We start from the raw sequence: 11,864 nt of genomic DNA, 5'->3' as shown, positions 1-11,864 counted from the left end.
GCTCCCTGATTTATCTGTTGCGATTGCCGCGCCCCAACGCGCGGCTCATCTGGGCCGCTATCTGCCCCTGAGATCGGCGGAACCCTTGCACGTCCGGTGTTGAAATGTTCATCACCACATTCACGGCACGCCCAGCGCCCTGCGTCCGCACACCCAGCTTGCCATCGGCCCCGCGCGCAAGCGGCATGATCGCCTCGGGCCCGGCTTCTCCCATCAGCCCGGTGCCTCCGCGCATGGGAAACGTTGTCGGGCCGCTGACCACACCGCCATTGGCGAAGGGCATCACCCGGCCCTGGCTGAAGCTGCCGCCATCAGCAAAAGGCAGAATTCCCTTCACCAACCCGCCGACCGTGTTGGCCAGCATTCCGCCAAAGTGGTCCGTCACCGGCTTGATCGCGGCCGCATAAGCCGTTTGGATCAAGGAGTTCTTCAGGACATCCAGCGCACCGGAAAGACTCATCCCATCCAGAACGACACCATCGAAGGCCTTGCGCAATCCGCTGGACATGCCGCGCTCCAGCGTGGCGACATCCTTGCCGGTTTCTTCAAATGCGGCGCTGATGCGCTTCATCTGGCTGTCAAACGCCGCCGCCATAGTCGCAGCATCGCCGAGGGAATCGCCCAGCGCTTCGCCTCGTTCTTGCAGGTCATCAAACCCGTCACGATCTGTCATCACGCTCTCCTTGTGTCTTGTCCGGATAAGCCGCCAGCAAGGCATCCAACCCCGCCCGGTTCATTGCAGACGCTCCGGACCCCTGCCCCAGCATCAGCCGCAGCTCTGCCGGGGTCAGACGCCAGAATTGATCCGGCGTCAGTCGCAGCCCCAGAAACCCGGCCCGCATAAGGGCAGGCCAGTCGAACCCGCTCATGTGCCCTCCGGCACCATGAAGGCGCGCGCCAACAATTCGGCTGCGGTTCTGGCGGCAGCCATGGGGCCGCCTTCAATCTCGGCATGCATCAGGTCGGCCCGGGCAATGTTCCAGCCACCGCCCCGCAAACCGGCAACGATCAGCGCCAGAACATCCGCACTGGAATACGCACCGCCCTCGAACCGCTGCACCAGCTCAACCAGCGACCCAGCATTCAGCTCCTGCTCCAGCTCCGCCAAAGCACCCAGCGTCAGTTTGAGCACCCGCTGCTCGCCATCGATGGTCAGCGCCACCTCGCCTGTCCACGGATTGGCCATCGGATCAAAGCGCCGTAAAGGTCAGAGCACCGGCACTGGCCATGCTCATCTCATAGGTCGCCTCACCGTTGTGCGAGCCCGCATATTCGATGCTGGTCACCTGGAACGGACCTTCAACAATCCCGAAATCAGGGATGATGACCTGAAAAGCCGGAGTTTCGCCATCAAAGAACAACTGCCGCGCACGCTCATCCGTGCCGGCATCCTTGAACACGCCAGAGCCAGAGATCGAAGCCGATTTGACCCCCGCCCCGGACAAAAGCTCGCGCCATCCACCCTGGCTTTCCAGACTGGTGACATCCACACTTTCAGCATTGAAACTTATGCGCGTGGCCCGCAGCCCCGCGATGGTCTGGAACAGGCCGGTACCGTTCATATCCATTTTGACCAACAGGTCTTTTCCGTTCTGGGCAGCCATGTGCTCTCTCCGTTGATTGCTTAGTCATCTTCCACGCGAGCGCGGAACTTCAGGTCGATCTGGCGGATGGTGCCGCCGGTCCCGGTGCGTCGGGCCGAGGCCCGCTCGAACCACAGCCCCACCAAACGCCCGCGAACCAGGTTGAGTGGCGCGTTTTCCAGCGCGTCACACACCGCGCCGGCCAGTGTTTTGGCAGCACCGAACCCTGCCTCCTGGGACACCACCGAAACGGTGAAGCGGTGTATCGCGCCCGTGCCTGTTCGGTCCGACGCGTCACGCACCTCTTCGGGGCCCAGCGTCACATAGGTCTGCGGCACGGTTCCCGCGGGTACGGCATCATAGATCGCGCCCCCCGATTGGCTGCTGACTGCTGCGTCCGCTGCAAGCTGTTGATACACGGCCGCCTGCAATGCGGCGGAAACGCCATAGCTCATGCCGCCACCTCTTCATCTGCGAAACAGGTCAGGAACTTGCCGCGCGGGTCACGCTCGGCCACGGCGCGGATTACGAAACAGCGATTTCCCTCGCGAAACCGCTGATCCGGCGCGGGGCGCATCGAAGAACCCATGGGCGCACCGCGTACCACGATGCGGTACCCGACACGCGACACGGACGCTCCGGCGATCTGCCGTTCCGCCCCACTGCGCGCCGTCACCTCGGCCCACAGTGTCCCCATCGCAGCCCATGTTTGGGTATAGCCCCCCGCCCCATCAGCAGTTCGCATTGGCGCCTCCAGCACCAATTTACGGTTCAGATGCGGCGTGTTCATTGCGATACCCCCGCCCCGAAACGCACCATGCGATAGCGCTGGATCAGGCTGGTGACACCAAAGGGCATACAACCCGCGCCCAACGAGGTTTCATCCCGGTATTCATAGTAATGCGCCGCCAGCAGCAGCACGGCTTGCCCAAGATCGGCAGGCAGCCCGCCCCAATCCTGCGCCATCCCCGCGACAAACGAGATCTTTACGGAACCACCCGTTTCGATGGCAGGCAGGCTGGATCCTATTGGGCGTATCCGGGGCCGCTGGCTGTCATGCTCCAGCCGATAGGTCGCAGCGTTTGCAACTGTTTCGGCTCCTTGCTTGTCAGTCAGCGTCACAGCCTGAACTGAAACCACCGGGGCCACAGGCAGCACTTCGCCCGACGGGTCGCGCCACCTGTTCAAACTCCACGAGAAATCCCGTGTGATCAGAACCGTGCCAGTGCGCGCCTCGATCGCCGCAATGGCGGCCCGCAGGAACCCCTTCAACACTTCATTCTGCACATCATCCTCGGCAAAGCCCGTGCCCAACCTCAGATGCGCCTTGAACTGATCCACCGGCAGCGCCGCATCCGCGATGGCGGTCTCTTCGATCAACATCATCCACTCACTCCGCAATCTCGGACCCCTCCAGGGCCCCATCTTTGGAAATTGGCGGGCACGCGCCGCCCCACGTTGCTCGGACGGAGGGGAGCAGCTAGACAACGCAGAGGATCTCACTCCGGCCCGCGCCCGCCGTCCGAGGGGCCAGGGCCCCCCGGATTCAGCCCGCGTTAGGCGGTGCCGAATTTCAACAGCTTGATCGCAGCAAAATCGCTGACATCGCCGCCGACGCGTTTGGTCGCATAGAACAGGACATGTGGCTTGGCGCTGAACGGATCGCGCAGCACGCGCAAATCAGGACGCTCGGCAATGGTGTAACCGGCCTGGAAGTCACCAAAGGCAATCGAGAAACTGTCGGTTGCTACATCCGGCATGTCCTCGGCGATCAGAACCGGATAGCCCATCAGACGCGCCGGCTCACCTGCGGCCCGACCATCGGACCACAGGAAGCGGCCATCACTGTCCTTCAACTTGCGGATCACACCTGCGGTCTTCGAATTCATCACGAAGGTCCCGTTGACCCGGTATTGCGCGCCCAGCGCATAAACCACATCGACAATCGCATCCGCATCAATACCCGCATCAATACCGGTCGCGACATAACCAAGGCTGCCCCAGGACCAGCCATCATTCGGAACCGCGCGGTGGATCATCAACCCCTTGGGCTTGTCGACGCCATCGCCGTTGATGAATGCCGCCGCCTCGGCGCGTGCAAACTTGTCGGCAATACGCCCGGCCAGCCAGCCCTCGACATCGAAGGCGCTGTCATCCAGCAGACGCTGCGACGCTTTGGGCAGCGCGCTCAGCTCGTGCAGCGGGATCGAGATGCGATCGATCGACGGCGTTCCGGTTTCCGCCGTGGCCGAGTTTTCGTCCGCCCAGCCCGCACCTACATCGGTGTGATCGATCAGCACGTCGAACGAATTTGCCTCGACATTCACAACCGATGCAATCGAACGGATCGAGGCCGTCGAGTTCAAAACCGACTTGATCGTCTCGGCGGTCTGCGGATCAACCAGATAGCCACCATCGCTGTTGACCGCGGTGGACAGGGACTTGGCCTCCATCTCGAGGCCGCGCAGCCCGTCATCTTCGCCGGACCGCACATAAGCGTCAAATGCCTTCTGATGCGGGGCTCCGTCTTCGATCGAAGCCGCAAGATGCGGGCGTGCCGCGATTGTTGATTTACGATCCAGCATGGTCAGTCGCTCTTCTGTCTGTTGCAGTTTTGTGTTAACTTCGGCTTTCAGGCCCTTGAGTTCATTCACGAAGCCAGCCATCGCCTGCTTCACCTCCTGAACCAGGGGCGCACCCTCTCCGGTCAAGGCCGGGGTTTCGGTCTTGCTCATCAGCATGTCCTGTTCTGAGTGGTTTTGAGGCGCGCTAGTTCCGCGCCAGCTCCTGCCGGGCATCGTTGAATACGTCGGCAATACAGCGCAGGGCTTCCTCGGCGTCAGGTGTCCTTCCCTTCGCCGCCACCCGCGCACTGGGCAGCATCGGGAAGGTCACCAATGACACCTCCCACAGCTCCAGTTCGGTCAGGACCCGCTGGCCCTTGTCATTCTTCACGGCCCGCTTGGTGCGATAACCGATCGACAGACCATCCATCGCACCCGCCCGGATCAATTCTGCCGCTTCGCGGCCCTTCTGGGTGCTTTCCAGCAACCGCCCCTTGACCCACAGGCCGCGCTCGTCCTCGCGCACCTCGTCCCACACGCCGATGGGCTGGGTCGGATCGTGCTGCCACAGCATCTTGACCCGCTGACCGGCCGCCTTCAGCCCGTCAAGCGAGCTTTGATACGCCCCACGCTGGACCACGTCACTGCCCTGATCGACCTGCCCAAACAGGCTCGCATAGCCCTCGATTACCGCATCGTCCGTAACCGACAAACCGTCGCCGAACCGTGCGAACTTATGTTCCAAATCCATGAACTTCTCCATGCAACCCATTGAACTCATGGCGCCACCACCAAGAGAGATTGAAACGCCTGCGCCAGGATCACCGCCGCCACGCCATAGACTGTCAGCCACAGCCGGCGCTCCAGCCGCTCCATCATCTCTTCGATCTGATCCAGACGCCGGCACAGATGTGCATGCTGGATCTCGGCCACCCGCTCATGCGCGGCCAGACGCAGACCTGGCGCGCACTCGAACGAGGGATACCCCTCACCCATCCGCGCGCTCCGGCAGGCCCAGCAAGGCACGCTTCTCGGCATCGGTCAGGAAGTCGGCCCCATTGACCCGCGCCCATTGCGCATCCCGTTCTGCGGACAGCGCAGGCACCTGATCCAGGTCAGGCTTCAACACCAGCTCCTCGCCGGTAAAGCCCGCCAGCCAGTCCGACACCGCCGCCGCCACCCGCGTCACCAGAGGCAGAACAGTCAGGCGATAGAACGCCCGGTTGGCCTCCTGATAGTTCGAATAGGTCGCGTCGCCTTGTATCCCCAGCAGCATCGGCGGGACGCCGAAGGCCAGCGCGATCTCGCGGGCGGCGGCTTCCTTGGTCTTTTGAAACTCCATATCGGACGGAGAGAACCCCATCGGCTTCCAATCCAGCCCCCCTTCCAGAACCATCGGACGGCCTGCATTGCGCGCCCCGCGATAGTTCTGCTCGATCTCGTCTGACAGACGCCGGAACTGATCTTCGGCCATCACCCCGTGGCCATCGCCTTTCCACACCAGCGCCCCCGAAGGCCGCGCCGCATTGTCCAGCAGCGACTTCGACCAACGAGACGCGCTGTTATGCACATCAATCGCCATCGCCGCCGCCTGCATCGGCGAGAACCCGTAATGGTCATCCTGAGGGTGGAACGATTTGATATGGCAGATGTTTTCCGCCGCAAACCTATGCTTCTTGCCGCCAACCGCATAGTCATACGCCTTGGGCCACCCATCCGCCCCCGGCACCACGCTCATCCGATCAGATCGCAGCACGTGCAGCTCGACCGGCAGGCCTTCGTCGGCCTGAACCGCCTCGACATAGGCATTGCCCGACAGCAGCAATTGCCCGAACAAGGCCTCCATCAACTCCGCTTGCCCCTGCGCCGCATTCGGACGGCGCATCAGGGACAGGATCGGATGCGTATCAAACCGCTGCGCCTGATCCTGCAACACCAACGGCAGAGCCGCCGCCGCCTCGGCAATCAGCTTGACCGAACGAAACCCCACCGGGTTCCCCGAAAATCCCGTCCGCGTCAGCGACACCGCGTCCCTGGGGCTCCAGGCCACGCGCCCGCCCGTCTGCCACGCCACCACCGGCCCCGCCGCGCTTGCCTTTGCCTCGGGCGCCGCTTCAGCCGATCCACGACGCAAGAAATCGAATACCATCTGTGCTCCTTTCTGCCGCCGCTCTGCCCGGCTTGTTGAAAGGAGTTATGACGGAAAGAAGTTTAAGCCTCGGGAATGGGGCGTACGGGGGGTGGGCAACACGAACAACCAAAGTGGGTGGCCAATTCCGAATGGATGGCTATTGGTAGAAGTACTGAAAGCAAAGCGGGACCGATCGAATGACCCAGCCAGAGTTGGCCATCAGAAAACGACTGGAAAGCCGCGCACTCGTGGTAGCAATGGGAGGAAATCTCTTCATGGGTGCCGCAGGAATCCTGGCCAGCATTCTGTCGAATTCGAACGCGATCATGGTGGACGGACTGTTCTCACTGATCGGTTTTACTTCAGCCGTTCTCGGCCGAAGGATCAGCCAACGAATTGATGCCGGACCCGACAAGTTAAGACCGTTCGGCTATGCCGCAGACGAAGCCATCTTTTCAACACTCCGCTCTCTATCCTTGTTGGGTCTTGTTTTGTTTGCGATCACCAGCGCCCTCAAAAGCATCTACAACTATCTGAACGGCCTGCCCCCCGAACCATTGAGCTTTGCGCCAATGATCCTCTATTTCTCAGGGATTGGGCTGACCTGCACCTTGCTCTGGGCCTTTCATCATTTCACCTGGCGACGCATCGGTCGAAACAGCTCAATCCTGCGACTGGAGGCCAAAGCGGCGCTTTTTGACGGGATGATCACTGCGGCGGCAGGCATCGGCCTGGCTGCCATCTACTTTTTCAGGGAAGGACCACTTGCTTTGATCGCTCCGATCGGGGACTCAGTGATTGTCCTACTGCTTTGCCTGCTGGCCCTCGGGGCTTATATCCGTGAATTCAAAGGCGGATTGGGCGAGCTTGCAGGGTTAAGCGCCAGCCCTGCCACTATCGCGACCGCGCGCCGCGCAGTACGTGCAACTCTCATTGAAGATGGCGGGCGGATCCGGGATCTGTCTGTTACCAAACTGGGCCGTTCCCATTTAGTGACTGTTTACTACGACCCATGTCGTTCCGTTCTCGCGCACGAAATCGACCGCCTCAACCTGGATTTGATACGCGATGTTCGAACCGTATTGGCCGGGGCTGACGTTTTGCTGATTGTCTCTGAACATCCCAGACGATGGCCAGATGAACTCGCCCCTGCCCAAAGCGCTTGATGTGTTTGCCGCAATGGGCTCACAAAGCCCGCACCCTCGGCCTTCTAAACACCCCAGCAGGCCCCACAACCAACTCATGCAGCGCCCAGACCAGCGCGTCGACCCGGTCGGGCGAGCCCTGCCCCTCAAACCCGCGCGCGGTCATCTGGCACATCTGCTCCTCCAGCGCGTCTAGCCCGGAGACATGCGCCACCCGCCCCTGCTCGTACAAAGCCGCCACAGGCTCGGCCCGCGCCACCTTACCGCGTGACGCCCGCACCGCCCGATAAGGGACCAGAGGGTCTACCTGCCGCACGACCTCTTCCACCAGTTGCCCGCCCTGATTGACCTCGGCCACCAGCCGCTCGGCCCCGAACTCATCCATCGCGTCAATCGCCGCCTGCGCCCAGCCCGCAGGACCCACGCCCTGCACCGTGCGGTCGGCCAGCACATAGGCCCGCCACGCCTCGGGCGGCCCCTGCACCTGCGCGCCAACCACCACGATCCCGCAAGCATCCGCGCCTGAACCGGACGTCACCGCCGGGTCCAGCGCCACAACGACCCGATCAAGATCGGGCACCTGCGCACAGCGCGCCGCTTCCAGCATGGACCCCGTCCACAGCGCCCCCTCGGCATCCGACAGCAGCACCCCGTCCAACTCCTGCCGCCCCAGCCGCGTGCCCGCATAACGCGCGCGCACCTCTTCCAGAAACGAGTCCGCCAGATTGGCCCGGTTCGCCTCGGTCGGCGCATGGGTCTGCACCGTGGAGGGCGACGCCAGCAAATCCTTCAAAACCTTCACGTTACGCGGTGTCGTGGTCACACAGACCCGAGGCCGCTCGCCCAGCCGCAACGCAAATTGCAGCATGTCCCAGGTCTCACCCGCTTTCTTCCACTTGGCCAGCTCATCCACCCAGGCCGCATCGAATTGCGGGCCGCGCAGCCCCTCGGGGTCATGCGCTGAAAAGGCCTGCGCCTCAGCCCCGTTGGGCCAGACCAGCTTGCGCTCTGATGCCTTCCACTGCGGCCGACGATCCGGGGGCGAGCATTGCAATATCCCGCTGTCGCCAAAGATCATCACATCGCGCACCTGATCGAATGTCTCACCCACCAAGGCCACCCGACAGGCCTCACCACGATCCAACGGCAAAGACCCCTCGACCATCTGTCGCACCCACTCGGCCCCGGCGCGCGTCTTGCCCGCACCGCGCCCGCCCATGATCACCCAGGACCGCCAGTCGCCCTCGGGCGGCAACTGATGCGGCAGCGCCCAGAATTCGAACAGGAAAGGGAGGGCACACAGCCCTCCCTCCCCGATCTCACTCAGAAATCTGTTCTGCACCGCAACAGGCGCGGAGGCGAGCCAGCCTGCACCCGACTTCAAACCGAGCTCGGTCAAGGTCGAGCGCGTACCCACCTTGTGCAATTCCGGCTTGTCTGTGATGTTGTTCGACAAAGCTTGTCTCCACTTTCTGACAACTTCGGATCAGCCCCTCTAACTGCCCGAGTTGCTTGGCTGAACCAGCAAGATCTGCATCCTCCCCGGCTCCGATCTGTTTGCGCAGGTCTTCCGCCGCTTGCCGCAGATCGCGAATGGACCTCTCAAGCGACTGCAACAATTCAGCCGTCTGGGAAATCCGCTCTTCCGGGGTAATCAAAGTCATGTTTGCCTGTGACCTCATGCGTGAGTTTTCTCCGCACGAGAGAAGCAAAAAACGGCCACCGGGTCGCCCCGGGGCCGTTGCCCACTTCTTCTAGCATGGCATAATTAGTACGGAATTACGCACGTAATGTCAATAAGTTACGCAACACGAGCGCAACGCAGGGCGACCGCTGTGTTGAGTATTCCTTTACCTGATGCTCTCAGCCCTGGCCTGTCAAATCCTGCGCCAGCATTAGCGCATTCCTGTCCGGATCATAGAACGTGGCCGTGCTGACCATCCCCTCAATCGTGTCCGTTTCGCCGTCAAATTCCACTCCAGCCGCCTCCAACTTTCTGCGCGCATCCACGATATCCGCGACTTCGAAGACAGGCACGCAATTCCCCGGAGAGGCTTCGGCCTGTTCGCCCAGCCCCAAAGTGACTCCGTCGACATTCGTCAGCATTTCGCTCCATCCTGCTTCATCAATGTGGTGGATAAGCTTAAATCCCAGCTTGGCAGCGTACCATTCCGCGCTGGCATGTCGATCCCGCACCGACATCGCAAGTGTGATAGTGTTTTTCAATGAAACGAGCGGCATGAGGCTTCCTTTTTATCTAAAATATAGCTACTATACTTTATGGACATCAATACACTTGTCAAGCTGACATCGCGGGCTTGGTCCCTGAAAATTCTTGCCCTGCTGCACGCCAAAGCTCCGGGCCGACAAGCCCCGCTTTTGGCAGCGACCAACGCTAGCCGAACGGCCTTTGCAGCCAGCCTTTCTCATCTTATTGAACTTGGAATGATCGAAAGAAATCCCGGCCATGGGCACCCTTTACGTCCAGAATTTCGACTTACGCCATTCGGAACCCAGGCCGCCACGGTCGCCAGCAAGATAATTACTACCGCCCGCTCTGAGGATGAAATCAAACTTCTACGAAAATCATGGACTGTGCCAGTTCTGGCGTTGGCAGGCACCCCGCATCGTTTCTCGGCCATCAAATCAGGTCTTGCGGTTATTACAGATCGGGCGCTGTCCTCATCCCTTCACCAGTTGGAAGCACAAAACTGGATCCGACGCGACATTTACACAGCCGAGAGGATGCCATTTCCAACCTATCAAGCCGTGAATACTGGAATGGCGATCAACAGGGCCGTTGGTTTAACGCACTAATTCAATGGCAGTCCGGTGCCGCGAACAGTGCCTCTTTCAACTCAGAAGACCACCAGAAGACTTACCAGTGCTTGACATTCCATTGCGAAACCCTCATGTGCCCCACATCACAGCGCTGATGCGTGAGCCCGAGCGGACCTCGTCCGCCCCACAGCGCCAACTCATCATTCCAGTTCCCCATCACGCAGGGTTCTTGACGCGACGGCCGGATGGCGCAGGATGCACCTGCTCGTTCCGAGGTCTCGCACAACCCCTGCCGGTCGCCAACGCGCGACCTGTCATGACCTGTCCGCGGGCCAACGCTCCGGGCTGTAAAGGATAGTTATTTGTTCGACTTTGATATGCTGGGCCTTGCCCCGGCACTGAACGAGGCACTCAAACGCGCCAATTTCACTCAACCCACACCGATCCAGAACCAGGCGATTCCGCTTGCTCTGAATGGTCACGACATTCTGGGACTGGCGCAAACCGGCACCGGAAAGACATTGGCTTTCGGCCTGCCACTGATCGATCACCTTCTGGCCCAACCCGGCAAGCCCGACCCGAAAACCTCCAAGGCGCTGATCCTGGCGCCCACCCGCGAACTCGTGAACCAGATCGCCGACAGCCTCCGCACCCTGACGAAGGGCACCAAGCTGCGCGTGGCCACCGTTGTAGGCGGCCAGTCGATCAACAAGCAGATAATGTTCCTCTCTCGTGGCACTGATATTCTGGTCGCCACACCGGGTCGCCTGATAGACTTGATGGAACGTGGTGCAGTAAATCTCGGAGCGGTCCGCCATCTGGTGCTGGACGAAGCTGACCAGATGCTCGACCTTGGCTTTATCCATGCGTTGCGTAAAATCGCGCCGGCACTGGGCACTCCACGCCAGACCATGCTGTTTTCGGCCACCATGCCGAAGCAGATGGAAGAGCTCAGCCGCGCCTACCTGACCAACCCGCAGCGGGTGCAGGTCTCGCCTCCGGGCAAAGCGGCCGACAAGATTACGCAGTCGTTGCACTTCGTTTCCAAACCCGGAAAACCAATCAAGCTGCGTGAAATCCTTTCGAAAGATGTGGATGCCCTGACACTGGTCTTTACGCGCACCAAACATGGTGCAGAACGGCTGATGAAGGGCCTGGTAGCAGACGGCTACAACGCCGCATCCATCCACGGCAACAAAAGCCAGGGTCAGCGCGATCGCGCGATCAAGGCGTTCCGCGCGGGTGAAATCAACATTCTAGTGGCCACCGACGTTGCGGCCCGAGGCATCGACATTCCGGGCGTCGCCTACGTGATCAACTTCGATCTGCCCGAGGTGCCTGACAACTACGTCCACCGTATCGGGCGCACCGCCCGCGCAGGGCGCGAAGGCGAAGCCATCGCCTTCTGTTCCGCGGAAGAAGTTGATCTGCTGCGCCAGATCCAAAAGCTGATGAAGATCGAAATCCCAGTTGCCAGTGGCTCGATGCCCGAAGCTGTGCAACCTGAAAAACCGGCGCGCCGCCCGAACAACCGCCGCCGGGGGTTCAAACCCAAACCCGCCTACGGGGAAGGAAAACCCGCGGCAAACAAGCGGCGACGCCCACGCGGCAAACGTCCGGCGGCGTAAGGTCGGAACGGCACAAAAAAGCCAACGCCGGT

General features: G+C 61.2%; 16 protein-coding genes. 3 read left to right on the top strand and 13 right to left on the bottom strand.

Going from position 1 to position 11,864, the window contains the following annotated elements:
* Nucleotides 1-10: 10 nt before the first annotated feature.
* From ACR0DJ_RS04950 to ACR0DJ_RS04900, 11 genes are all read right to left on the bottom strand, one after another.
* On the bottom strand, nt 11-673 hold the full coding sequence (locus tag ACR0DJ_RS04950; RefSeq protein ID WP_171204954.1) for a phage tail tape measure protein: 663 nt from the start codon (nt 671-673) through the stop codon (nt 11-13).
* On the bottom strand, nt 660-869 hold the full coding sequence (locus ACR0DJ_RS04945) for a rcc01693 family protein (RefSeq protein WP_170343939.1): 210 nt from the start codon (nt 867-869) through the stop codon (nt 660-662). The genes ACR0DJ_RS04950 and ACR0DJ_RS04945 overlap by 14 nt, the downstream gene beginning before the upstream one ends.
* Complete coding sequence (locus tag ACR0DJ_RS04940; protein WP_170343938.1) at nt 866-1,186, bottom strand: gene transfer agent family protein; 321 nt, start codon at nt 1,184-1,186, stop codon at nt 866-868. The genes ACR0DJ_RS04945 and ACR0DJ_RS04940 overlap by 4 nt, the downstream gene beginning before the upstream one ends.
* A 4-nt stretch (nt 1,187-1,190) precedes the next feature.
* The gene (locus ACR0DJ_RS04935) at nt 1,191-1,604 is read right to left on the bottom strand and encodes a phage major tail protein, TP901-1 family (protein ID WP_170343937.1); all 414 of its coding nucleotides are present in this window, start codon (nt 1,602-1,604) and stop codon (nt 1,191-1,193) included.
* Between the two features lie 20 nt (nt 1,605-1,624).
* On the bottom strand, nt 1,625-2,038 hold the full coding sequence (locus ACR0DJ_RS04930; RefSeq protein ID WP_480684069.1) for a DUF3168 domain-containing protein: 414 nt from the start codon (nt 2,036-2,038) through the stop codon (nt 1,625-1,627).
* The gene (locus ACR0DJ_RS04925) at nt 2,035-2,373 is read right to left on the bottom strand and encodes a phage head closure protein (RefSeq protein ID WP_170343935.1); all 339 of its coding nucleotides are present in this window, start codon (nt 2,371-2,373) and stop codon (nt 2,035-2,037) included. Before ACR0DJ_RS04925 ends, ACR0DJ_RS04930 begins: the two co-directional genes overlap by 4 nt.
* Nucleotides 2,370-2,969, bottom strand: a complete 600-nt coding sequence (locus tag ACR0DJ_RS04920) for a head-tail connector protein (protein ID WP_480684068.1) — start codon at nt 2,967-2,969, stop codon at nt 2,370-2,372. Before ACR0DJ_RS04920 ends, ACR0DJ_RS04925 begins: the two co-directional genes overlap by 4 nt.
* Nucleotides 2,970-3,139: 170 nt before the next feature.
* On the bottom strand, nt 3,140-4,318 hold the full coding sequence (locus ACR0DJ_RS04915) for a phage major capsid protein (protein ID WP_480684066.1): 1,179 nt from the start codon (nt 4,316-4,318) through the stop codon (nt 3,140-3,142).
* 34 nt (nt 4,319-4,352) lie between these two features.
* Complete coding sequence (locus ACR0DJ_RS04910) at nt 4,353-4,910, bottom strand: HK97 family phage prohead protease (protein ID WP_480684760.1); 558 nt, start codon at nt 4,908-4,910, stop codon at nt 4,353-4,355.
* 14 nt (nt 4,911-4,924) lie between these two features.
* A complete protein-coding gene (locus ACR0DJ_RS04905) occupies nt 4,925-5,143 on the bottom strand; it encodes a GTA head formation protein, RCAP_rcc01685 family (RefSeq protein ID WP_152458319.1) in 219 nt (72 codons plus the stop codon).
* The gene (locus tag ACR0DJ_RS04900; RefSeq protein WP_170343931.1) at nt 5,136-6,296 is read right to left on the bottom strand and encodes a phage portal protein; all 1,161 of its coding nucleotides are present in this window, start codon (nt 6,294-6,296) and stop codon (nt 5,136-5,138) included. Before ACR0DJ_RS04900 ends, ACR0DJ_RS04905 begins: the two co-directional genes overlap by 8 nt.
* Nucleotides 6,297-6,475: 179 nt before the next feature.
* Between ACR0DJ_RS04900 and ACR0DJ_RS04895 the strand changes: the two genes are divergently transcribed.
* Nucleotides 6,476-7,444, top strand: coding sequence for a cation efflux transmembrane domain-containing protein (locus tag ACR0DJ_RS04895; RefSeq protein ID WP_480684064.1), 969 nt, complete (start codon nt 6,476-6,478; stop codon nt 7,442-7,444).
* Nucleotides 7,445-7,463: 19 nt separating this feature from the next.
* Here the strand turns inward: ACR0DJ_RS04895 and ACR0DJ_RS04890 are convergent, their stop codons facing one another.
* Both ACR0DJ_RS04890 and ACR0DJ_RS04885 read right to left on the bottom strand, forming a co-directional pair.
* Nucleotides 7,464-8,765: a DNA-packaging protein gene (locus tag ACR0DJ_RS04890; protein ID WP_480684759.1), complete on the bottom strand. Its 1,302-nt coding sequence runs from the start codon at nt 8,763-8,765 to the stop codon at nt 7,464-7,466.
* Nucleotides 8,766-9,286: 521 nt separating this feature from the next.
* Nucleotides 9,287-9,664 (bottom strand): VOC family protein, encoded by a 378-nt coding sequence (locus ACR0DJ_RS04885; RefSeq protein WP_425078455.1) that lies wholly within the window; start codon nt 9,662-9,664, stop codon nt 9,287-9,289.
* Nucleotides 9,665-9,703: 39 nt separating this feature from the next.
* Between ACR0DJ_RS04885 and ACR0DJ_RS04880 the strand changes: the two genes are divergently transcribed.
* Both ACR0DJ_RS04880 and ACR0DJ_RS04875 read left to right on the top strand, forming a co-directional pair.
* Nucleotides 9,704-10,240 carry a winged helix-turn-helix transcriptional regulator gene (locus ACR0DJ_RS04880; protein WP_480684062.1) on the top strand — a complete coding sequence of 179 codons (537 nt, stop codon included), beginning with the start codon at nt 9,704-9,706 and terminating at the stop codon, nt 10,238-10,240.
* Nucleotides 10,241-10,566: 326 nt separating this feature from the next.
* A complete protein-coding gene (locus tag ACR0DJ_RS04875) occupies nt 10,567-11,832 on the top strand; it encodes a DEAD/DEAH box helicase (RefSeq protein WP_480684061.1) in 1,266 nt (421 codons plus the stop codon).
* Nucleotides 11,833-11,864 lie beyond the last annotated feature (32 nt).

It is taken from the genome of Ruegeria sp. BF10 (genome assembly GCF_056538725.1).
Note: the sequence above shows the minus strand (reverse complement) of the source record. Positions and strands in the feature narration are given on the sequence as shown.

Bases quoted from the DNA above. Each gene is read 5' to 3' on its own strand.
- ACR0DJ_RS04950 (WP_171204954.1), bottom strand. From the start codon at position 673: ATGACAGATCGTGACGGGTTTGATGACCTGCAAGAACGAGGCGAAGCG.
- ACR0DJ_RS04945 (WP_170343939.1), bottom strand. From the start codon at position 869: ATGAGCGGGTTCGACTGGCCTGCCCTTATGCGGGCCGGGTTTCTGGGG.
- ACR0DJ_RS04940 (WP_170343938.1), bottom strand. From the start codon at position 1,186: ATGGCCAATCCGTGGACAGGCGAGGTGGCGCTGACCATCGATGGCGAG.
- ACR0DJ_RS04935 (WP_170343937.1), bottom strand. From the start codon at position 1,604: ATGGCTGCCCAGAACGGAAAAGACCTGTTGGTCAAAATGGATATGAAC.
- ACR0DJ_RS04930 (WP_480684069.1), bottom strand. From the start codon at position 2,038: ATGAGCTATGGCGTTTCCGCCGCATTGCAGGCGGCCGTGTATCAACAG.
- ACR0DJ_RS04925 (WP_170343935.1), bottom strand. From the start codon at position 2,373: ATGAACACGCCGCATCTGAACCGTAAATTGGTGCTGGAGGCGCCAATG.
- ACR0DJ_RS04920 (WP_480684068.1), bottom strand. From the start codon at position 2,969: ATGATGTTGATCGAAGAGACCGCCATCGCGGATGCGGCGCTGCCGGTG.
- ACR0DJ_RS04915 (WP_480684066.1), bottom strand. From the start codon at position 4,318: ATGAGCAAGACCGAAACCCCGGCCTTGACCGGAGAGGGTGCGCCCCTG.
- ACR0DJ_RS04910 (WP_480684760.1), bottom strand. From the start codon at position 4,910: ATGGAGAAGTTCATGGATTTGGAACATAAGTTCGCACGGTTCGGCGAC.
- ACR0DJ_RS04905 (WP_152458319.1), bottom strand. From the start codon at position 5,143: ATGGGTGAGGGGTATCCCTCGTTCGAGTGCGCGCCAGGTCTGCGTCTG.
- ACR0DJ_RS04900 (WP_170343931.1), bottom strand. From the start codon at position 6,296: ATGGTATTCGATTTCTTGCGTCGTGGATCGGCTGAAGCGGCGCCCGAG.
- ACR0DJ_RS04895 (WP_480684064.1), top strand. From the start codon at position 6,476: ATGACCCAGCCAGAGTTGGCCATCAGAAAACGACTGGAAAGCCGCGCA.
- ACR0DJ_RS04885 (WP_425078455.1), bottom strand. From the start codon at position 9,664: ATGCCGCTCGTTTCATTGAAAAACACTATCACACTTGCGATGTCGGTG.
- ACR0DJ_RS04880 (WP_480684062.1), top strand. From the start codon at position 9,704: ATGGACATCAATACACTTGTCAAGCTGACATCGCGGGCTTGGTCCCTG.